The sequence below is a fragment of the Alteribacillus sp. HJP-4 genome (assembly GCF_042139015.1).
GTDB lineage: Bacteria > Bacillota > Bacilli > Bacillales > Marinococcaceae > JBHIKY01.
On the sequence record NZ_JBHIKY010000008.1, the window covers coordinates 57,458 to 79,493 of the forward strand.

Consider the following 22,036-nt stretch of genomic DNA (forward strand, 5'->3'; position numbering starts at 1 on the left):
ACTAAAGCATTTTTGTCCTGATGGCATGAATTTTGCATATTATGAATATCATATTAGAGCAAAGGAGTAGATGCTATGAATGCTGCATCAAATTTAATAGACCTTCATAATAAATATGGAGCCAACAATTATAATCCATTACCGGTCGTGCTTGAAGAAGGAGAAGGGGTCTGGGTGAAGGATGTGGAAGGAAACCGTTATCTTGATATGCTTAGTGCGTACTCTGCTTTAAACCAGGGACACCGCCACCCTAGAATAATAGAGGCATTAAAAAATCAAGCAGATAAAATTACCCTTACCTCAAGAGCATTTCATAACGATCAGCTCGCGCCTTTTTATGAAATGCTTGCAAACCTTACAGGCATGTCAAAAATTCTTCCAATGAATACGGGTGCAGAAGCTGTAGAAACAGCGGTAAAGGCAGCAAGACGCTGGGCTTACCGATACAAAGGAGTTAAAGAAAATCAAGCTGAAATTATCGTATGTACTGATAATTTTCACGGCAGAACGATGACAGCAGTCTCGCTGTCTTCAAATGAAGAATATAAAAAGGATTTTGGACCGATGCTTCCAGGAATCAAAGTCATAACATACGGAGACTCAGAAGCACTGAGAAAAGCAGTGACCCCGGAAACTGCTGCTTTTATTGTCGAACCAATTCAAGGCGAAGCAGGAATCATCATTCCACCGGAGGGGTATTTGCAGGAGGTGCGCAATATTTGCAGTGAGAACAATGTTTTGTTTATTGCTGATGAAATACAATCCGGCCTGGGCCGCAGCGGAAGACCATTTGCCTGCGACTGGGAAGATGTAACACCAGATATGTATATTCTAGGCAAAGCATTAGGAGGAGGAGTATTTCCTATTTCCGCAGTATGTTCAAGCGATGAAATATTAAGTGTATTTGAACCAGGCTCGCACGGTTCTACTTTCGGTGGAAATCCGCTCGCTGCTGCAGTAGGCAGTGCATCGCTTGAAGTTCTTGAACGTGAGAAGTTATGGGACCGCTCAAATGAGCTTGGCAGCTGGTTTAAGGAAAAACTCGCTTCTATTGATCACAAAACAATAAAAGAAGTCCGAGGAAGAGGTCTCTTTATCGGCATAGAATTAACGGTCCCTGCCCGTCCTTTCTGCGAGGCTTTGAAAAATCACGGACTCCTCTGCAAAGAAACACATGAACATGTTATTCGTCTTGCTCCTCCGCTCGTAATTGAAAAGCGAGAACTTGAATGGGCTTTTGCGCAAATAGAAAAAGTTTTCAACCTTGAGTTAAATTAATTTCTTAAGTGATAAGTAAAACAGCGGTTCTGTCCTGAAACAGGCCGCTGTTTATTGTTTAATCGTTGTGCATAAATTTAGACCCGGCAATTCCTGGGTTTGTCATTTCCTTCACATCAAGAATTTCGTCTAATTCTTCTTTAGATAATATACCTCTCTCGAGACATATTTCTCTTACACTTCGGTTTGTTTCAATTGCTTCTTTAGCAATACGGGAAGCCGTTTCATAGCCAACATGCGGATTAATTGCCGTTATCACCCCGACGCTCTGTTCGACCATCTCTCTGCAGCGCTCCACGTTTGCAGTCAAACCATCCACCGCATAATCCCGAAATACATTCAATCCATTTTGAAGAATAGATAATGATTGAAGCAGATTAAAAACCAGTACAGGCTCCATCACGTTCAATTCGAGCTGGCCCGCTTCAGAAGCAAGGCTGATTGTATGATCATTGCCGATCACCTGAAATGAAATCTGATTCACGACCTCACACATTACCGGATTTACTTTTCCCGGCATAATAGAAGAGCCTGGCTGCCTGGACGGCAGGTTTATTTCATTTAATCCGGTACGGGGGCCAGAACTCATCAGGCGGAGGTCATTTGCCATTTTCGATAAGTTAATTGCATGCACCTTAAGTGCCCCTGAAAGCTCTGTATACGCATCTGTATTTTGGGTAGCATCGACCAGATCCTCCGCACTGAAAAACGGCATATTTGTCAATTCCGCAAGATACACTGATACTTTTTGAATATATGCAGGCTTTGCGTTTAAGCCGGTCCCTACCGCAGTGGCTCCCATATTTATAGCGTACAGATGTTCAACAGAGCGTTTAATGCGGGCAAGATCTCTTCCGAGCACTCGTTTGTACGCCCCAAACTCCTGGCCCAGTCGGATTGGCACTGCATCCTGAAGGTGTGTCCTGCCCATTTTGATAACAGTGTCAAATTCATTTTCTTTGGTTTCTATGACTTTTATCAGTTCATCGATCGAGTGGGTCAGTCCTTTTGCCAGATTTAACGAGGCTATGTGAATGGCAGTTGGAAAAGAATCATTCGTAGATTGTGCCATATTCACATGAGTATTTGGGCTGACCATCAAATAATGGCCTTTTTGACCTCCAAGAAGTTCAATCGCTCTGTTTGCAATAACTTCATTGGCATTCATATTAAAAGAGGTGCCGGCCCCGCCTTGAATAGCATCCACAATAAACTGATCGTTAAACCTTCCCTCTATCACTTCTTCTGCTGCCTGAATAATAGCGCCGGCTATATTTTTTGTCAGCCCTCCAACATCTCTGTTGGCTAATGCCGCAGCTTTCTTAACATACCCAAACGCTTTGATTAATTCAGGATGAGGGTGGTAGCCCGTAATAGGGAAATTTTCTTTGGCACGAATCGTCTGAATTCCGTAGTAAGCATCTACAGGAACGTTCTTTTCTCCAAGAAAATCTCTTTCCGTCCGAAACTCACTCATTCCCAATAAACTCCTTTATTATTTCTACTTTAATTTTTCCCCAAACAATGAACCCATTAATGCGACTGCTACTTCAGCAGTTTTATTCTTCTCATCGAGGATCGGATTCACCTCTACAAATTCAGCCGAGGTTATCTTGTCTGATTCAGCAAGCATCTCCATCGCCAAATGACTTTCCCTGTAATTCAGTCCTCCAAGCACAGGTGTTCCAACGCCTGGGGCGTCGTGCGGATCCAGTCCGTCCAGATCAAGACTTAGATGAATTCCATCGCATTCTTCTAAATATGTAACCGCTTGTCTCATTACCTCCGGCATGCCTAAACGGTCTATTTCATGCATCGTGTAGACCTGCATATTAGTTCGGCGGATGTACGCTTTTTCACCGTCATCGAGCTCGCGGGCGCCAATAATAACAACATTTTCAGGTTTTATTTTTGGAGAAAAACCACCAATATTTGTCAGTGAATCATGTCCATCACCCAAAGATACAGCTAAAGGCATGCCGTGAATATTTCCGGATGGAGAGGTATCCGCAGTATTCAGGTCTCCGTGAGCATCATACCAGATCACTCCTAATTTATTAAAGCTGGCAGAAATGCCGGCAATAGTGCCGATTGCAATACTGTGATCGCCGCCTAGAATAAGAGGGAACCGTTGTTCCTCCAATATAGCAGACACCTTGGAAGCAAGTCGCTTATTAGTTTCTGCAACCTCCCAAAGATTACTCAGCTTATGGTGGATATTACTTTCACTGCTTCTTTTCTCAACTTCAATATCTCCGGCATCCTTAATTTCATAACCCAGTGCTTCTAGTCTTGTCGTCAAATCTGCATACCTCATTGCACTTGGCCCCATATCAACGCCTCGTCTATTTTGACCATGATCCATAGGCACCCCGAGCACCGTCATTTTTTTATTCATCTGTACTAGCTCCTTTCTTTTATATTATGTATGCAAGAAAAGTGCCATTTCAGTATGAAAAGCTGTCGAAGTCTGCGACAGCTTTTTTCATTATTTCGTTACATATTGCTTTGCCAGCCATGCAGCCCCAGCCACTCCAGCATCATTACCAAGCTCTGCGAGAACAAACGTAGAATCAGATTTAACTTTCTCGAGGGCATATTTATTATAATAATGTGTTAACGGCTTCAGCAGATCGTCACCAGCAGCTGAGACTCCTCCTCCTATAACTATTTTCGCCGGATTGAGGACATTGGCTATATTGGCTGCCGAAAGCCCCAGGTAGTACATAGATATGTCTACAACTTTTCGGGCCGCTTCATCCCCGTCTGCCGAAAAAGCAAAAATTTCTTTTGTAGTCATCTCCCCTGTATCCTGGTAATGCTTAGTGAGTTTGGAAGTGGGGAATTCTTTTGCAGCTTCATGTGCGAGTCTTACCATCCCAGTGGCAGAGGATACGGTTTCCAGGCAGCCGGTTTTTCCGCAATTACAAGGCGCGCCGCCTTCAGGAATAACCGTAACATGCCCGATTTCACCACCCATTCCCCCTACACCATGAATGATATCACCTTTTACGATGAGACCCCCTCCGACACCAGTTCCGAGCGTAAATAATATCAAATCCTCAACGTCGGAACCCGCACCTTTCCAAAACTCACCAGCAGCTGCTAAGTTTGCATCGTTATCGACTCTTACCGGCACACCTAATTTCTCTGAAAGGAGAGCTGTGATTGGATAATTTCTCCATCCTATATTAACCGCGAATTCAATAACGCCCTCTTCCATATCGATAAACCCCGGCACTCCGACACCTGCTCCGATAAATTGATCCTTTGTGTAACCTTCTCTTTCAACCATTTCATGAAAGGAAGCTGAAATGTCATCTAAAATAGATTCGCCATTATTCGTTTTATTTGTGGGAATTGACCACTTCTGTTTCATTTCAGCATCCTCTGTAAAGACAGCCATTTTAACAGCTGTTCCTCCTACATCAATTCCTAATACATAAGCTGCCTGCATTCTGTTTTCTTCCTTTCCTTACCTGCCCGCTTTCATTTCTTTTCTGATAATGAGTGTGGCTTTTCTGAATGTGTCACTGTCCATGATTCCAAGCTTATAGGCTTCCTTTAATTCTTCTTCCATTAATTCAAGATCTGTCTGCCTGTTTTTCGTATAAATAAAGGTACCCATCTGCTTCAGCCAGAGACGAACATCTGTCATCGTTTCCATTTAATCACCACGTCTATTATATCAGCAGTATGCAGGCAAAGAAAAGCAGCATTCCAAAGGGAACGAAAACTACAGCCGCAGACCTCCTCCATTTTTGCTGTAAGAAGGACTGCAGGATGCTCCCTCCAAAGAAAAAGACCACAAGACACACATAGTAAAAAATAAGCATATAAAAAGAAGAAAACCAGATACCTGCTTCCCAACCGATAAAAAGGCTGAAGATGGCTACTGCTATCCAAAGTGGAGAACTTTCTGAATGATAAAAACCGTGAACAGGTGAAAAACAGAATAAGGCTGCAGCTGTGATACTCAGAGCTGCTAAAGTCCGGAGTAAAGTGACAATCCAAAAACTCTCCTCGATCCTGAAAATAGCAAAAGAAGATAAAAAGAACCCCGCATAGCAAAGGCATGCACACAGTAAAAGCAGACCGAGCGATATTCTCATCTGCTTCCGCTTCGTATACATAACAGACGCCCCGATGCTCATAGAAAATAACACTATTCCCGAAATAGATGCAAAAATTTTTTGCACCTCCCCACTTGAACAGTTTTCTTCTACTATATGAGACGTAATGATTCCCATTCTTGTCCCCGGCCAAAAATGTAATTATTTTTTTTCATTTACTCTAGTCGTAATTTGCGGCCGTCTACTTTTTAGAGGGATAGGTTTTCTTTTAAATATATCTCCAAGCGAATGAAAGGAAAAAGGAATTAGCGGCCAAAAATAAGGAATGTGTACAGGCTTTAAACGAATAAGTAAAATACACCAGAAAGTAACAGCTGCTATAAACCCGGAAAGACCTGCGGCGGCGGCACAAAGTAAAAATATAATCCTCCATAATCGATTCGCAAGACTTAATTCATAGCTTGGAGTGGCAAAACTACCTATGGCAGCAACAGCGAGATACAGAACTACTTCAGGCGAAAACAGTCCAACATCAATTGCAATTTGACCGATTAATATGGCTGCAACTAATCCTAAAGCAGTAGCAAGTGCAGTTGGTGTGTGGATCGCTGCCATACGAAGCATTTCAATGCCGGTTTCAGCCACTAAGAACTGAATAAGCAATGGAACAGAGCCTTCTTTTTCTTCCCCGATGTAATGAATTACATCAGGAGTATCAATCAGGCCTTCTGCATATAAAAACCAGAGAGGAAGCAGGAACAACGATGCCCATACTGCGGTAAACCGGACAAATCTGTGCATTGTACCAATAATTGGCTTTTGCCGATATTCTTCTGCATGCTGTAGATGATGCCAAAACGTGACAGGGGTAATCATAACAGTCGGGGAGCCATCTACGAAAAGAAGAATATGACCTTCTAGAAGGTGAGCTGCAGCGACATCCGGCCTTTCTGTATAGCGGACAAGTGGATAGGGGTTCATGTAGTGGCCGAAAATATATTCTTCCAACGTTTTGTCAGCCATTGGAAGACCATCTATGTTTATATTTTCAATTGCCTTTTTCATTTCCTGGACAAGATGTGGATTTGCAATATCCTTCATATAACTAATACAAATGTCTGTTTTGGAACGCTGACCGACTGTAAGATGCTCCATCCGAAGCCTGCGATCCCGTATTCTTCGCCGTGTCAAAGCTGTATTAAAAACAATTGTCTCGACAAACCCATCTTTTGCTCCCCTGACAATCTGCTCTGTTTCTGGTTCAGCTATACTTCGAACTGGATATTCTCGTGTATCGATAAGTATAACTTTTTCTGCGCCATCTATTAGCAAGGCTGCAGGCCCGGCAAGCACCTGGTCAATTGTCTCATCGAGATCATTTGTAGTTGAAAGCTCAAGATAAGGTAAAACAGATTGAAGCAGCTTGTCTACTCTGCTGCCATTTTTAATTTTATCGGCATGATCTGCAAGCTCCTTTTGTATGTGAATAATGGCTGTATCTTTGGAAAGCCCGTCTACCGTAAATAAAATCATATTTATATCCCCGTGGGTAAGCGGTAATTCTATAACATCGAAATTTTCTTCTGCAGCTAACTCATCTGATATATATTTACGATTTTTAAACAGATTGGACGAAACCTTGTTCATACATTTCACCTCACTTGCTGCTTAGGATTCCATTCTTATATCATTCTCATGCAATTGAACGTCATGTTATTCAAGCCGGCTCATACATATGGTAAGGAAGAACAGGGACAGGGGTTATGTTAATGAAATGGATTTGCACATTTACTTTCTTTTTTATGTTTCTGGTGTTCCCAGAAACATTACACGCCAATGTCATCAGTACCCTTGATATTTTGCACATTGAAGACGATGATGAATACATTCTTGAATGGGGCGCTCAATCTTCAGGACAAGAGATAAATGCCTCGGAACGGATGGTTTCCATCCTTTTTGAAGATGGTTATATGAAAGAGGTTTTCTCTAAAGATCAAAGAAAAAGTGAAAAGTTGGTTTTGCAGAAGCAGACGAAAGCACAGGAAAGTAGTAAATACGAAGTAGTGACCCTAAATTTTTCCCGTGAGAAAGATAAATTCACGGTTGGAGCTGATGCAGTTTCTTTATATGTGCTGGATACTCCCCGTTCAGATATGGTTTCCTTTAAGAATCCTAAAAACGATGTAGAAAAAAAAGCAAAGAAAATACTCGACGCAGTTACTTTTCAACAACAGTCTCATATTTACAGAATTATTAATGAAAAACGACCTGATTCTCCGTATTTATTTGCTTTAAATGATATCAGTGAGTGGCACCAATTTCTTCAGAATTCGCAGAATGACTACAGTGCTGAAGAATGGAACAGCATTACCATTAATTTATATCACCGACTTCTTGATGCTCAACAGCACGACCATAAGCTCGGCATGCCTTTTCTTTCCTGGGACCCTTCCACTCGCTCTATACTCTGTTATGTACATTACAGCAGGTATAAATAAAGAGGCTGTCGCAAAACCAGCAAAGAAAAACTAGACTTCTCGCCAGGTGAAATGGCGAAAAGCCTAGTTTTTTAATGCTTGAGGTTTGTTATTCTTCAAAGACACTTATGTCCCTGCATCTTCTAATAACTCTTCAATGTGGTTAAAATCAAGCTCCTCGTTTTCCTTTCCGGTTTCTTTTGACTGTTCAAGAGAGGCCTCAGCCTCTTCAATTTTTCCAAGTTCTATATATACCAGTGCCAGATTATAATGAGCTTCGGCAAAATCCTCATTTAGTTCGACGGCCCGTTCAAAGGAAACAGCAGCAGCTTCGTAATCATTTTCATTTGTACTAATGTATCCTTTGAGAAAATGAAGCTGCGGCTGATCAGGATTGTCCTCCAGAGCCGCTGTAATTAATTCATCAGCACGTTCATCTTCTCCTCTTTCAAGCCATTCCTGTGCTATCTGAGCATCCATTAATGGAGAAGAAGCTTTATTTTCATTTTCAAATCCAAACCAGGTAAGTCCCCCAGCACAGCCGATAAGCACCAGCAGTGTCGGGATTTGAAGCTTTGAAAAGCCATGCTTCGGGAGGTGGACAAAGCTTGAAGCAAGAAATCCTCCTGCCAGCCCTCCAATATGGGCACCATTATCTATTGCAGGTATCGTAAATCCAAAGGCTAAGTTTAAACCTAATATAAAGAGTACATTCATTCCCATAGTACGGAAAAATAAATCTTTATGAATGACTCCGAAATACAGAAGAGCTCCAAAACAACCGAAAATGGCCCCAGAGGCGCCTGCGGAAACTTGATCATTGAAAGCAAAGCTGGCAAGCGAGCCAAATAATCCGGCAGCGGCATATATAAATAAAAACCTTGCTGTTCCATACATTCTTTCTACGGCACCGCCTAGATAGAACAAAGCAAGTGAGTTCATGACTAAATGAAGCATACCAATGTGTAAAAACATCGCTGAAAAGAGGCGCCACCATTCCCCTTCTAAGATGGCAGGGTTATATTTGGCACCAAATTCAATTAGTGTAATTATATTAGTGCTTGAACCTGACTGTTCGACCAGTAAAAACACAAACAATATGGAAGCAAGTAATATAGTAGTGAGAATTGGCTTCCCATTCATAAAATGGGAACGATCCTGCTGCTCAGAAGCTTCTTGACGCCTTTTTACAGCTGTTCTATATTCATTAATTTTTTCTTGATGCTGCTCTTCCTCCATTTCTGCAATTGGAAACCAATTAATTCTAATACCTAAAGCTTGAAAAATTTCCTGAGGGGTGTTTACTGCCTCTGTAGCACCTTTTATGGAAGTAAGAAACGTATACACAATATTTTTATTTTTTTTGTCAGATGTTTGTTTAAATGTTTCATCCATATTAACAGGCGGATATGATGTAACATATATATTGTAAAAGGGCGCTTTTCTGAGAGCAAGCCGCTGCTTTAATGACCGAAATGACAATTCTGCCTGCTCTTTATCCTTCAATGCATCCCTCAGCCAGATATGTTCCATCCGGGCAACACGAACAACAGAACGCTGCCCTCCGTTATCTTTTAACAGCCATATTTGTTTTTTATCTGTACTTCTCTCAAGTATACGAAAATCTTCATTTATTACGAGGTGGAATACTATTTTCCAGTAAAGATGATTGGCCATCATCATTCCCTAATCCTCATCCTTCCCTAAAGCAGCCTTAAAAAAGGTACAGACCTCCTCAAGCGAATGACAGCTCAAGATTGGTTCTCTCACCGGGGTTTCAAGTATTTTTTCTCCTCTTGTGTTTACATAAATAGCCCCCCAGCCTGCTTTATGCGCCCCTTCAATATCGAGATCCCAAGCGTCTCCAATATAAAGAGCACGCTTGCTTTTGGTGTGCATCTTCTTAATTGCATACTCAAACATTTCTTTCTCTGGTTTTTTAGCGGAGCATTCCTCGGAGATAAATATATGCTCTGAAGGTATATATTCATACAGCTGCAGCCGCTTTATTTTTTCATACTGTGTGCTGGTGTTTCCATTTGTAATAATTCCTAGATTCACCTGATTACTATACAATAGGTCCAATAAATCATATAACCCTTCAAATGGTTCTATATATGCTGGAACTATGCTTTCATAATGTTGATGAAAACGATCAGCATCCTCATCACTATATGGGAGTTCCATATCTTCCATTGATTTTTCAAATCTTTTTCTTCTATATTCACGATGAGTCAGCTGGTCATTTTCAAATTCTTTCCAAAGAGAATCACAATAATGTTTAAAGGAGGAGAACCATGTGGAGATATCTACGTTATCGCTGCTGCATTTTTCCCTGTATATCGAGTAGAACGTTTGTTTCACTGCTTTTTCAAAAGCTTTTTCATGACTGTAAAGTGTGTTATCAAGGTCGAAACAGATGGTTGACCACTTCATAGAAACCCTCCAGTTTCCCAATTATAACAAGGCTTCAGGCTCATTACGACTATTTACCATTGCAATTATATAAAGAAAAACCTGGCTTGTTGCCAATTTAAAAACGCGGTAGCCTTGACTGTTCAGATACCATAATTCTTTACTATGATTAAATTTCTTTAAAGTTCCATTGAAAAAAGTACCGCAGTTACACGGTACTTTTTCCAGTCCCTGTTAAAGGAGCAAGTAATTGATTTCTTACCAACGGTATTCTTAATCCTATCATAACAAGCGTTCTCCTCAGTGGCCGATTGTTCATGATAACTGAAAAAAGTGAACCTTTAACGAGCCAAATGATGAAAAGAAAAATGAGGATAACTATAAACGATCTCCACCGCATCAATGCCTTCACCCTTTTTACGTTATAGTCTGCAAAGTCAGCAAAATCATACGCGGCAGATTATAGTAATTCCTATATAATTCCAGACTCCGTAATAATCGCATTTAGTGGAACATCGTGCGCTTCCAGCGGAAGTCGGCATATTTGAAAGTGTAATGCAAGTCCGCAGGTGACAGCGTTTGTTTCTGGGAGAAACCGATCATAGTAGCCTCCTCCAAACCCCAGCCTGTATTTTTCTTGATTAAAAGCCAGACCGGGCACAATAATTAAGTCTGCTTCAGTTCCTTGCCGGAATATTGTTTTATCAGGATCCGGTTCGAAAATACCAGCAAATTCTTCCTGTGTTTGGTCAAAACTCGTAATTTCATAAAAGTGGAGCTGCCGATTTGGCAGATCCGCGCGTGGAATAAGCATCTTTTTGTTAAGCAGCCAGCCCTTTTCAATTATTGGCTTTGTGTTTACTTCATTTTGTGTTGACATTGTAACAGCTACGGTTTCAGCGTCCTTCCAGCATGGCCATTCAAATAGATAATCATAAAGGCGGGCACTTTTATTTGTAATTTCTGCAGCGCTGTGTGCAGCAAATGACCTTTTTATTTGTTCTCGTAATTTCTTCTTTTCGTTGTTCATCATTATTGACTCCCAATACAAACTAAAATTAATTAATAAACTCCTGCTGCATTCAGGGTATGGACTTCGAAGAAAAGCTCAGGATCTGTAATTAGATTTTAAGGTGAAAAAAATAAGCAGAGGAGATACTCTCCAACTGCTTATTTAGTCTCACGATGCAATGTGTGTTTTTTCAAACGCGGGCTGTATTTTTTTAATTCGATACGTTCCGGATTTGTGCGTTTATTTTTAGACGTAATATAGTTACGGTCGCCTGTTTCCGTGCAGGCCATAGTTACTTGTACACGCATGCTGTATTCCCTCCAGTCATTCAACTTCTTTCATACTTTTCAATAATAGCAAATTCATCCCCTCGTATCAAGTGCAAAATCTGTCTAAACATTTTCTTATACAATCATGGAAATGCCCCCTTTTTTCTTCTGTTTAACTCAATGTATAATGAATGGAGCGATTGAAATTGTTTGGGGGGTGAAAAGATGGGATGGTTTATTGGATTGATGTTTGCAGGTAGTGCTTTGTTGTTTCTTCTTTCCTTTCTCGGCAGAGAAGATGATAACAAACAAACGAAAGATGAAATAGAACAGGTGTCGCTCTCATTTATGGGCGAAACATATCATATTAAACAGAGGCTCAGCCGGCTTGAAGAGGAGCTGCTCTCTGCTTCCCCCACCAGCGTAAATAACGGCCCCTCCGAATCAAGGCAGGACTTAATGAAGGAAGCTTATATTTTATTCGAGCAGGGACACGACGTGAAAAGCATTTCCCAAAAAATGAATATGAAAGAAGACGAAATTAAATATCTGCTGACGAAGCTGCAATGATTGAGGTGCTGAAATGAAGAAAAAAACGATACGAAAGCTCGCAGCCGGGTGGTTCTCTGCCACCTGCTGTATGGCACTGTTTTATTTTGCCTCCGGTCCAACCGGAGCTACTGAGAGCACACAGACTTCATCTGTCCCGGAAAGCAGGCTGCAGTCACAGGAAACAGCTATTACCGAAGAAGAAATGATCAACGAACTTGAAAAAATGAATTATACTGTCACTTCGAATGAGAATGGAGAGGATGAAGAAAGTCAATCATCGGAAAACGGAAAAACGATTCATTCCATCCTACATGTGGAAGAGGGAATGACCAGCAGTGAAGTTGCCGATTCACTCCAGCGTCTCCAAATTATTAACGACAAAGACCATTTCTCTGAGGTGCTTGCCGGGCAGAAAGCAGAAACAGGAATACAGGCAGGCTACTATGAATTATCCAGTGAAATGTCAGGTGAGGAGATAGTCGATACCATTACATCTCAATAATAAAACAGGCCCTCCCCCTGGAAAGGCCTGTTTTTTTCATTCAATTTACATTCTCGCCAACATCTGTGTCGGTCTCCGGTTCCATTTCCGGCCTGCCTTCCCGGAGATCAAAATAAGCATCCAGTGAGCGGCGTGCAATTGTGTTGGCAATTCCCTGTCTTCCACCATCCGAATCCTTATATACTCCAGGCACAATTACTGAAATCGCTACTTCAGGATCGTCATAAGGGGCGAACCCAACAAACGCCTGGTTATTACCCTCTACTCCATTTCTAGTAATTTCTGCTGTTCCGGTTTTTCCGGAAGCTGTGTAATCAGTATTTTGAAAATAGGACCTCGCTGTCCCCCTGCTTCCATTGACCACTTGATAAAATCCATCCTTGACCAATTGAATGTAGTTATCATCAATATCTATTTTGTTTAATATATCTGACTCAAATTGATGACGGACTGGTCCAAGAGAATTTTTATCCTTGTTAGCTTCATGAATCGATTTAACAAAATTCGGTTCGACCCGGTACCCGTTATTAGCAATAGTTGACACGTACTGTGCCAGCTGCATTGGAGTGTAGGTATCAAATTGTCCGAAGCTTAAGTACAATAAGTTCCCTGGGTTTCCGTAGCCTCCGTTAAGACCGGTGGCTTCGGACGGAAGGTCGACTCCTGTTGGTGAGCCGAGTCCGAATTGCTCGAAATAATATCTCAATTTGTCATAAGCTCCACGCCAGTCCCCCCAGGATCTGTTCGACTCGTCATATCCTGCCATTCTCATGGCAATTCTGGCCATATAGATGTTCGAAGAACGTTCCAACGCGGTTAAATAATTTACACTGCCCAGATTTGACACAGAACTGATAGTAGGTGTTTGAGACCCAAGATCAAGCGGCGAGTCATATATAAATGTCTCAGGGGTCACAACACCTGTCTGCATACCAACCATAACCGTTGCCCCTTTAACGGTAGAGCCCATTTCAAATGAACTTGAAACAGTCCCCAGGTGGTCATCGTACCCGGAAACAGTCAGTACTTCTCCTGTATGAGGCTCCATCATTACAACATACGCCTCCTCTTCTTCAATGAATGAACCAGAGGAAGCTCCTATCTCTTCATCAATAATCGCTTCTATATCCTGCTGCAGAGCCATGTCTATGGAGAGTACAATGTCATTGCCTCTGCTTCCGTTAGTTTCGTTTCCAGAGCTGTCTGAGGTCACTTCACCTTTTTGACCACGCAGTGCGGATTCGTATTGTTCCTCTAAGAAGCTGGTGCCTACTTCATCTGAACGATCATAGCCTTCCGCCAGATATTCATCCAGATTTTCTCTTGGAATGGAGTTTGTCCGGCCAAAAAAGCTTGGAAAAGCGTCCTCGTATAAGTATTGGCGCTGAGCATCCCGCAAGATGTCCACCCCGGGCAGGTTATCGAGACGTTCACTGATACGATGAGCTTCTTCACGCGTAATTCCTTTTTTTATTCTCTGGGGAGAGTGGTTATATCCGCTTATCATCTCTCGCCAGATGGCTACCGTCGTAAGCTCCTCATCTGAGATATCCTCAAGCATTTCTTCTGTAATACGTTCTAATTGAATATCGTATAGTTCAATTTCATGTTCCTCAGCACGCTCAAGATCCTCTTGATCAGTAAGTTCTTCTGCCTGCTCTTCTCTGGTTGTAAGCCAGTAATCCTGAAGATCTCTTTCTGTAATATCTTCAATTTCATCTTCCCCTATTTCAACATAATTGCTCAGCTCCTGAGCAATTTCAATCCGTTCCTCTTCGGAAACACCAGGTTCATTTGTATATGTAAGGGATAATACGAGAGCGTTGTCTACTACTAATTCTCCATTTCGGTCATACATTAAGCCACGTGGGGCATCAATACGCGGAGCTTCCGTACTGCTCTCTTCCAAATCCCTTTCAAAATCATCTCCCTGGACAATTTGTATAAATCCAAGCCTTAAGATTAAAGCAGAAAATAAAATAAATACAGCAAAAAACAAAAGGTTCAAGCGAATAGGAAGATAATTTTTCCCCTGCTTCATTTTACTCAATAAGTTCCTCTCCCTGCTCTTTATGTAAACACTTCAGCTTCTTTATTTTAGCATACCTGACTGTTCACATAAATCATAAAAGAGAGCATCATCTCACTTATCACTCTTTTTCAAAGCTGATGCGCCGGATAAAAAAACTAATAAATAAATGTCCTGCCCCACAGACGCTCATCATTACAGGAATTATTATTTTTTCTTCAAATATGCTCAGAGATAGTAAAAGAAGCACTATCGAAGTAATTCTACCGGCATTCAAAAACCATTCTCTGATAATAAGATACTCGATCCTCCGGGAAGCAGCTCTTCTCGCTTTTCCTAAAACATCAAAAGTCATGGAAATATACGGAACGAGCAAAAGTGGATAAGCGATAGAGATAATTACTCCATAAAGCATGAGCCATTTAAACTTTAATTCAAATACAATTAAAAATACTGCCAGGGTAAGAGCCACTCCTCCATATAAAATAGCTTTCTTACGATACGTTATTTTTAAAAATCGGCTTACTACATAATAACCAGCAAAGGAAACTGCTGAAGTGATAAAACCGTAAGTGCCGAGTGCAAGTTCGCTGTTTGTCGATAAATAAACCCACAGCACAATAATAAATACAAAGATACCCTCTCTTATTCCTTGAGAAAAATGAGCAAATAATATATTTCTCCAGTTTACGTTAAATTTTATTTCTGATAGAGAATAGGCCATATTTAATGGACCTCTGGCTGGTCGATGTTTCATTTTGAAGGTTAAAAATACAGCCAGCATAAATAAAGCAAATGAAACAAAAAAAATAAACTGATATCCAGTCGTTTCAGGAAACCATGTAATAAAAAGTCCGGCACTTAAAGGTCCAATCATCCCTGCAAAAGATGTGAGAAGGCCTGAAAATCCATTAAAAAAATCTCGAGTTTCCGGTTCAGTTATTTCAAAAGTTAACACATTATAACCTAGCCAGTAGAAGCCAAATCCAAGTCCAAGCAGTATTCCGAGTATAATGATATATGAATGGGCTGCACTTCCGAAGAGTAATACTGCAATATAAAAAAACGTAAGAACAAATACCCCAATGCGCAGCGCCACAATTCGATCTGCTTTCTTGGCAATATATCCCCCTGCTAAAAAGGCCAGCGGCTGGGAAATAACGGAAGCAAGCTGATAATAAGCGATAGTAGTAATCTCGCCAGATTGTTTCCAAAAATAAATGTTTACAAAAGTATTGGAGAGAGCCACTGCTATAGCGTATAAACCACCAATAACAAGCAGCAGGTTTAAATCCTTTGTAACCTCGACATCCCCTAACACCATTTTAAGTAGTTTTTCTGCCATTCGAATTCCACCGCCTTGTCTGTATTGTGCCGCAGACAAGGCAGTCTATTCATCTGAAAAATTCTTCTGAACATAAAAAAACCGCCGCAATATAAGCGGCAGTTTTTAAATTATTTATTTAGCTGCATCGTAGCGTTTTTCAACTTCATTCCAGTTAACAACATTCCAAAATGCATCAACATAATCTGGACGGCGGTTTTGGTATTTGAGATAATAAGCATGCTCCCAAACATCAAGACCAAGCAGAGGGGTCTTGCCTTCCATAATTGGAGAATCTTGATTCAGCGTATCTTGAATCTCGAGTTCGCCATTATTCAGAACCAGCCAGGACCAGCCGGAACCAAAACGACCCAATGCTGTATTTTTAAATTCATCTTTGAAGCTGTCGAAGCTTCCCCACTTGCTTGTAATCGCATCTCCAAGTGCTCCTCCAGGCTCTCCGCCGCCTTCAGGGCTGAGGAGCTTCCAGAACAAGGTATGGTTCGCATGTCCGCCGCCATTGTTTCGAACGGCTGTACGAATTTTATCAGGAATTGCGTTCAGGTCACTGATTAGTTCCTCTACATCTTTTCCTGCGAGGTCGTCATGACCTTCCAGGGCACCATTCAATTTCGTCACATAAGTGTTGTGGTGTTTTCCGTGATGAATTTTCATTGTTTCTTCGTCAATGTGTGGTTCAAGTGCATTTGGTGCGTAAGGGAGTTCAGGTAGTTGATGATTTGCCATAATAAATCTCCTCCTTAAAAGGTTAGGTATTGTTCTACTGTCTTGATGCATCCCTAAATGATAACGCAGCATTATTGTGATTTGTTTTCACAAGTCTGCCAATTTTTACGTTACCAAATTATTTAAATGTTTTCAATACATACGAAAACCGTTCCATAATGGAACGACATTAGTATATCTTCCCTAATTAAAATTTATAAAACATGAGATTTACAACTAAGTGAAAAAAAATGAAAGGAATTATATGAATGGCGGAGGAAGAGGGATTCGAACCCTCGCGAGCCGTAAAGCTCCTAACGGTTTTCGAGACCGTCCCCTTCAGCCGGGCTTGGGTATTCCTCCGTGAAAAAATGAAACAAAAAAAGAGTACAGAATGCACTCCTGGTGGAATTAAAATGGTGGACCCTGTAGGACTCGAACCTACGACCGAACGGTTATGAGCCGTTTGCTCTAACCAACTGAGCTAAGGGTCCATTTTATAATTAGTGCGCTTTGTCTCCATGGTTAAATATTATATTTAGGAATGGGGCGGCTGATGAGAATCGAACCCACGAATGCCGGAACCACAATCCGGTGCGTTAACCACTTCGCCACAACCGCCACATAAAGTAAATGGTAGCGGCGGAGGGAATCGAACCCCCGACCTCACGGGTATGAACCGTACGCTCTAGCCAGCTGAGCTACACCGCCATGGCTCCACAGGCAGGATTCGAACCTGCGACCGATCGGTTAACAGCCGATAGCTCTACCACTGAGCTACTGTGGAATATATGAATTCGTTAAATAATTTCGCAACGACATAAATGATATTATCACGTTATGTTAAGGCAGTCAATGAATGAAATTATTTTTCCTTAAAAATAATTTACAGGAGGATAAAAATGATATAAATTGCGTTGCCGATCATAATTCCACCTTTTAATATTACACTTACAACAAAGCCGGCAGCAGAACCGAACCCGACTTTCCCAAGTGTCTTCCAATCTGATTTTCCAGACAATAGCTGCCCTGCCACGGCTCCTATAACTGCTCCTGCGAGAATACCAACGACGGGAATAATAAAGGGGCCGATAATAATACCGATCAGACTACCCCAGATGGCACCTTTAGAGCCACCACTTTTTTGTATTCCGAAATAATTTGCGGCATAATCTATCACAAAAAGGAGGAGAGCAAGTACTGCCTGAAAAAACCAGAACCAGAAACTAAATGTGGAAAAGCCAACAGCAAAGCCGACAAGAAGAATAGCTGCTCCATAAAAAATCCCACCAGGAATAACTGGATAAACAACTCCGATAAGTGCAGCAGCGTAACTAATTACAGCTATAATTAATAATATCGTATCAAGCATAATATCTTCCCCCGGTTACTTGCAGCTTGACGCTATTATATATCTTACGTGAACATTTTTATAATTTCCATATCGTTTGAGAAATAAAAACTCTCTTCCCTTTATCCTAGTAAAGGAAAGAGAGGACATTTTTATTCTTCCTCGAGGACAGCTTCAGCAATATTCACTGAATGGTCACCGATTCTTTCAAGGTTGCTGATAATATCCACAAATACAATTCCGGCTGAACCTGAGCACTTTCCTTCATTTAATCTCAGAATGTGTTTCTTACGGAGCTTTCTTTCCATCTTGTCGATTTCCTCTTCCTGCTTTACAACTCCGCGTGCTTCTTCAAAGCTGTCGTTCTCAAGTGCTTTTATCGCATTATGAAGAGTGTTTACGGTTAAAGAAAACATTTCATCAAGATCATTATAAGCATCCTTCGAAAGCTTAACCTTATTGGTCAGCTGATAGTCTACAAGCTCCATCACATTTTCCATATGATCACCGACTCGTTCTATATCTCGAACCGTATCCATCAGCATCGAGTGCATTCTTGAATTTTCATCTGACAATGATCTTTCAGATATGAGAATTAAATAATCGGTAATTTTTCTATCAAGGTTGTTAATTGCTTCTTCGAATTGAACCGTTAATTCTGCATGACGTTTATGATTTGTTTTCAAGTACTGCTGAGATTCTATCAAACCTTTCTCTGCAAAATCAGCCATACGCAATGTTTCTTCCTTAGCCTGACCAAGTGCAATAGAAGGTGATCGCTGAACGAATGCAGGATCTAAATGTTTTGCTTTGTATTCTATCTCAGTATCCTGACCGGGAATTAATTTAGTTACGATTACAGCCAACAGTCCTACAAATGGCAGTTGAATAATCGTATTTGACACATTAAAAATACCATGAGCAAAGGCAATTGTCATAGGCCGGTTTAAGTTTAAAATGCCCTGCAGATTCTCAATTAAATGTGTATAAGGAATGAGTAAAAGCAATACAATGGTTGTACCAACTAAGTTGAAAATAACATGTGTCAGCGCTGCTCTTTTGGCAGCAATTGATGCGCCGAGGGCAGCAAGTACAGCTGTAATGGTGGTACCAATATTATCTCCAAATAAAACCGGAAGAGCTGCATCAAGTGTCAACGTGCCCTGGAAATACAATTCCTGCAGCAGCCCTATAGAAGCTGACGAGCTTTGTACCGCAAACGTGAATATCATACCGATAACAACCCCGAGTATTGGATTGTCACTCATGCTAATTGTCAAATCCTCAAAAGCCTGAAGTCCTTCAAGCGGTTCTACTCCATCACCCATTAAAGTAAGCCCAAAAAATAATGCCCCAAATCCAAAAACAGACTGGCCGACATTATTAATTTTTTTATTTTTAAAGAAGAATATGAGAACAGTTCCTATGAAAATAATCGGCAGTGCATACTCTTCAATCTTAATACCGATGATAAATGCCGTTACAGTTGTTCCAATGTTTGCCCCCATGATGACACCTATTGCCTGGTGAAGTGTCATAAATCCAGCATTTACGAGACCGACAGTCAATACAGTAGTTCCAGTGCTCGTTTGAAGGAGTACTGTAACTATAATACCGGCTACTACACCCATGAGCGGATTACTTGTAAATTTATCTAAAATTTCTCTAAGACGATCACCGGCGATTTTTTGAAGTCCATCCCCCATAAATTTAATGCCGAATAAAAACACACCTAGACCGCCAAAGAACGTAAATAATATCGTTTGAACATCCACAACTCTCATCCCTTCGTTAAGTTTTTCCCTTTATCGACAAACCTCTTACAGCATACTTGTCTATTATTGAGGAATTATTTATGTTTTGTAAAGATTTTATTAAGATTTATAATAATCATCACATCTATCTAATAAGATTCATACCTCTTTCCAATAGAAAATAAAATCTTTTTTGAAGAGTTTGTAAATTCAATAGAATAAAAAAATCTTGTTGAACTTCTTGTTTTTCGTTAGAATTGTCTCGACAGCTTATCCCGAAAGGAGCAGCAGACTTGAATATTTTTAAAAAGTTCTTTAAAAGCTTATATTCCTTCCGCACTATTGGTTCCTTTCGCTTTCAAGGGATCGGCAAAACAATTCTTTATGTATTTTTTCTTATGTTTATTGCAAGCATACCCTCCAGTATTATTTTCACCTCAACGTTTTTAGATCCTGATTCACGCCAGCAGTTTATTAATATGCAGTTGGAAAATGTAAACCTGCCGGAGTCAGACGCTTCCTCGATAATGGAAACGATTGAAGGAATGCTTCCTATTTTAATACCTGTAGGCGTTATCGGATTATACTTAATATCAGTGGCGTTAAAGTTTATCGGTATTTTCTTTTTATCTTTATTTGGGCTGATGATTCGAAAAACGGCACCCCAACTTTTGTCTTACCGGCAGATCTGGATGATTTCTGCATATACCGTTACACTTCCTACAATAATTATTGCCTTAATTGACTTGCTTCCTTTCGTTATACCATTGAGCTTTACCATTTATTGGATTATTGCTTTTTTTATGCTGTATCAGGTTTTCAAACACCTGCCGAAACCAAAAGAGCGCATCACATAAAAAAAGGGACTGTATCAAAAGGTTATAAGTGGGCAGCGCTTCAGCTAACCGGGCGAAACCCGCGCCCGGCGGATCTTCAGCCGCTGCTCTTCCCACTGGAGTCTTCGGACATGTCCCCTGCTATCTTCTATTTAGGATACTACTTTTTCTATAAAAAGGGGCTTTTGCTACAGCCTCTTGGGGGCTGTAGCAAAAAACTTTTTAAAAAATTTTAGTCCCCACTTTGGTGGTTAAAATTACACAAAAACAAGTTATCCCTTACCACACTTAAAGTGATACGGGATTATTTTTTTGGGATGACGTCAAAATTGCTTTTTTTACCATGCAAAAAGGGGCGAGTATCATTTATGATACAGCCCCCTTTTTTTGATTAATAATCCGATTATTCAGATATTTATAGTATTATATTAAATATGAATCCGCTACAGACCGACTCTTTCCGCGGGAAAAGCCTCAGCCTCCTCGGAATCAGCTGGTACCTGATGATCACTTACTCCGGTAAATTGATGCCTCAATTGACTTTTCCTTTTCAGAGCTAAGAAAATGGCTGGAAAGCCGCCAATCTCCAAAACATACAGGAACCCACGCTTCAGTAAAGCATGGGTTCCTCAACAGCCTGGACGCAGTCATTTGTCTGCGCTTTTTTATGCATTATTTTGCTGGTTCTCGCTTTTGCGGATTAAAATTCTCGTACCATCTACAGATACCACCTCGACATCTGAATCTGCATCAATCCATTGGTCTCCACTGGTGGCACTGTAATGCTCCCCCTCAATTTCAACTGTTCCGGTAGGACGAAAAGCAGTCAATGCTCTCCCATTCTTTCCTTGCAGTGCTTTGTAGCCTTCATTCATCGAATTATAGCCACGATCTGTGCTTAACCGTTCACGGAGCGTAATTTTGTTCCATAAATCTCTTCTTGGAAAGACTTTCATAAATAGCGGTGCGCAGCAAAGACCTGCGAGAAAACCAAACACAACGAGCGTGCCGTATAAAATGCTCGGAGTTGGTACTGCAAGCCCAAAGCTCATTAATAGAATCCCAATTAGTGCAAAGGTTCCGTCACTAAGTAGTTTCCCATCAATGATAATAAGAGCCAGACCCGCTACAAAAAGCAGTACGATCCAGACAGAGCCGGCATCAGGGATATGATAAGAAAAAAACAATCCAAAGAAAGCGACTCCAAGAACGGCAAACAATGCTTTTGATTTAACCAGCAGTTCCCCGATTAAAAACAAAGACCCAAAAAATACGACTAAGAATCCAATACTGGCAGCTTCCAGCCATTCCATATTTACCAGCTCCTTTGAGCAAGTGTAAGTTTTATATTTTATCTATTTACGTTCATTCATTAATATATGTTTCACTTTTATTTTATCTTTTTTTCAGAGGGATTTCATTAAAAAAGAAAAAACTT

General features: G+C 40.8%; 20 protein-coding genes and 5 tRNA genes. 5 read left to right on the plus strand and 20 right to left on the minus strand.

Annotated elements, in window-relative coordinates:
- Positions 1 to 75: 75 nt before the first annotated feature.
- On the plus strand, positions 76 to 1,278 hold the full coding sequence (locus ACE4RR_RS09370) for an ornithine--oxo-acid transaminase (protein WP_375535154.1): 1,203 nt from the start codon (positions 76 to 78) through the stop codon (positions 1,276 to 1,278).
- 58 nt (positions 1,279 to 1,336) lie between these two features.
- On the opposite strand, the gene aspA is transcribed toward ACE4RR_RS09370, so the two are convergent.
- The 5 genes from aspA to ACE4RR_RS09395 all read right to left on the minus strand — a co-directional run bounded on the left by aspA (position 1,337) and on the right by ACE4RR_RS09395 (position 6,998).
- A complete protein-coding gene (aspA, locus tag ACE4RR_RS09375) occupies positions 1,337 to 2,755 on the minus strand; it encodes an aspartate ammonia-lyase (RefSeq protein ID WP_375535155.1) in 1,419 nt (472 codons plus the stop codon).
- A gap of 24 nt (positions 2,756 to 2,779) precedes the next feature.
- Positions 2,780 to 3,676, minus strand: coding sequence for an arginase (gene rocF, locus ACE4RR_RS09380; protein ID WP_375535156.1), 897 nt, complete (start codon positions 3,674 to 3,676; stop codon positions 2,780 to 2,782).
- Between the two features lie 90 nt (positions 3,677 to 3,766).
- On the minus strand, positions 3,767 to 4,735 hold the full coding sequence (locus ACE4RR_RS09385; protein WP_375535157.1) for an ROK family glucokinase: 969 nt from the start codon (positions 4,733 to 4,735) through the stop codon (positions 3,767 to 3,769).
- Between the two features lie 18 nt (positions 4,736 to 4,753).
- Positions 4,754 to 4,945, minus strand: a complete 192-nt coding sequence (locus ACE4RR_RS09390; protein WP_375535158.1) for a YqgQ family protein — start codon at positions 4,943 to 4,945, stop codon at positions 4,754 to 4,756.
- A gap of 607 nt (positions 4,946 to 5,552) precedes the next feature.
- Positions 5,553 to 6,998 (minus strand): spore germination protein, encoded by a 1,446-nt coding sequence (locus ACE4RR_RS09395; protein ID WP_375535159.1) that lies wholly within the window; start codon positions 6,996 to 6,998, stop codon positions 5,553 to 5,555.
- A gap of 122 nt (positions 6,999 to 7,120) precedes the next feature.
- Here ACE4RR_RS09395 and ACE4RR_RS09400 point away from each other — a divergent pair, with 122 nt between their 5' ends.
- On the plus strand, positions 7,121 to 7,849 hold the full coding sequence (locus ACE4RR_RS09400; protein WP_375535160.1) for a hypothetical protein: 729 nt from the start codon (positions 7,121 to 7,123) through the stop codon (positions 7,847 to 7,849).
- 105 nt (positions 7,850 to 7,954) lie between these two features.
- On the opposite strand, the gene ACE4RR_RS09405 is transcribed toward ACE4RR_RS09400, so the two are convergent.
- The 4 genes from ACE4RR_RS09405 to rpmG form a co-directional block, all read right to left on the minus strand.
- Positions 7,955 to 9,511 (minus strand): rhomboid family intramembrane serine protease, encoded by a 1,557-nt coding sequence (locus ACE4RR_RS09405; RefSeq protein WP_375535161.1) that lies wholly within the window; start codon positions 9,509 to 9,511, stop codon positions 7,955 to 7,957.
- A 3-nt stretch (positions 9,512 to 9,514) separates the two neighbouring features.
- The gene (locus ACE4RR_RS09410; RefSeq protein WP_375535162.1) at positions 9,515 to 10,264 is read right to left on the minus strand and encodes an HAD family hydrolase; all 750 of its coding nucleotides are present in this window, start codon (positions 10,262 to 10,264) and stop codon (positions 9,515 to 9,517) included.
- 451 nt (positions 10,265 to 10,715) lie between these two features.
- On the minus strand, positions 10,716 to 11,273 hold the full coding sequence (locus tag ACE4RR_RS09415; protein ID WP_375535163.1) for a 5-formyltetrahydrofolate cyclo-ligase: 558 nt from the start codon (positions 11,271 to 11,273) through the stop codon (positions 10,716 to 10,718).
- Positions 11,274 to 11,413: 140 nt separating this feature from the next.
- Positions 11,414 to 11,563, minus strand: coding sequence for a 50S ribosomal protein L33 (gene rpmG / locus ACE4RR_RS09420; protein WP_375535164.1), 150 nt, complete (start codon positions 11,561 to 11,563; stop codon positions 11,414 to 11,416).
- Between the two features lie 186 nt (positions 11,564 to 11,749).
- Between rpmG and ACE4RR_RS09425 the strand changes: the two genes are divergently transcribed.
- The gene (locus tag ACE4RR_RS09425) at positions 11,750 to 12,094 is read left to right on the plus strand and encodes a hypothetical protein (RefSeq protein ID WP_375535165.1); all 345 of its coding nucleotides are present in this window, start codon (positions 11,750 to 11,752) and stop codon (positions 12,092 to 12,094) included.
- Positions 12,095 to 12,107: 13 nt separating this feature from the next.
- On the plus strand, positions 12,108 to 12,578 hold the full coding sequence (locus ACE4RR_RS09430; protein ID WP_375535166.1) for an endolytic transglycosylase MltG: 471 nt from the start codon (positions 12,108 to 12,110) through the stop codon (positions 12,576 to 12,578).
- 40 nt (positions 12,579 to 12,618) lie between these two features.
- Here the strand turns inward: ACE4RR_RS09430 and ACE4RR_RS09435 are convergent, their stop codons facing one another.
- The 10 genes from ACE4RR_RS09435 to ACE4RR_RS09480 all read right to left on the minus strand — a co-directional run bounded on the left by ACE4RR_RS09435 (position 12,619) and on the right by ACE4RR_RS09480 (position 19,792).
- Entirely contained in the window at positions 12,619 to 14,619 is a 2,001-nt protein-coding gene (locus ACE4RR_RS09435; RefSeq protein ID WP_375535310.1) for a penicillin-binding transpeptidase domain-containing protein, read from the minus strand.
- 109 nt (positions 14,620 to 14,728) lie between these two features.
- Positions 14,729 to 15,952, minus strand: coding sequence for an MFS transporter (locus ACE4RR_RS09440; protein ID WP_375535167.1), 1,224 nt, complete (start codon positions 15,950 to 15,952; stop codon positions 14,729 to 14,731).
- Positions 15,953 to 16,066: 114 nt separating this feature from the next.
- Positions 16,067 to 16,678, minus strand: coding sequence for a superoxide dismutase (locus tag ACE4RR_RS09445; protein WP_375535168.1), 612 nt, complete (start codon positions 16,676 to 16,678; stop codon positions 16,067 to 16,069).
- 249 nt (positions 16,679 to 16,927) lie between these two features.
- Positions 16,928 to 17,020: transfer RNA gene (locus tag ACE4RR_RS09450), tRNA-Ser, on the minus strand.
- A gap of 54 nt (positions 17,021 to 17,074) precedes the next feature.
- Positions 17,075 to 17,151: transfer RNA gene (locus tag ACE4RR_RS09455), tRNA-Ile, on the minus strand.
- Between the two features lie 51 nt (positions 17,152 to 17,202).
- A tRNA-His gene (locus tag ACE4RR_RS09460) sits at positions 17,203 to 17,278 on the minus strand.
- Positions 17,279 to 17,291: 13 nt separating this feature from the next.
- Positions 17,292 to 17,368, minus strand: a tRNA-Met gene (locus tag ACE4RR_RS09465).
- Between the two features lies 1 nt (position 17,369).
- A tRNA-Asn gene (locus ACE4RR_RS09470) sits at positions 17,370 to 17,444 on the minus strand.
- Positions 17,445 to 17,543: 99 nt separating this feature from the next.
- Positions 17,544 to 18,029 (minus strand): DUF456 family protein, encoded by a 486-nt coding sequence (locus ACE4RR_RS09475; RefSeq protein ID WP_375535169.1) that lies wholly within the window; start codon positions 18,027 to 18,029, stop codon positions 17,544 to 17,546.
- A gap of 131 nt (positions 18,030 to 18,160) precedes the next feature.
- A complete protein-coding gene (locus ACE4RR_RS09480) occupies positions 18,161 to 19,792 on the minus strand; it encodes a Na/Pi cotransporter family protein (protein ID WP_375535170.1) in 1,632 nt (543 codons plus the stop codon).
- 263 nt (positions 19,793 to 20,055) lie between these two features.
- On the opposite strand from ACE4RR_RS09480, the gene ACE4RR_RS09485 reads away from it, so the two are divergent.
- Positions 20,056 to 20,619, plus strand: a complete 564-nt coding sequence (locus ACE4RR_RS09485; RefSeq protein ID WP_375535171.1) for a DUF1189 family protein — start codon at positions 20,056 to 20,058, stop codon at positions 20,617 to 20,619.
- A gap of 644 nt (positions 20,620 to 21,263) precedes the next feature.
- Here ACE4RR_RS09485 and ACE4RR_RS09490 read toward each other — a convergent pair.
- The gene (locus tag ACE4RR_RS09490; protein WP_375535172.1) at positions 21,264 to 21,911 is read right to left on the minus strand and encodes an NfeD family protein; all 648 of its coding nucleotides are present in this window, start codon (positions 21,909 to 21,911) and stop codon (positions 21,264 to 21,266) included.
- Positions 21,912 to 22,036: the final 125 nt, after the last annotated feature.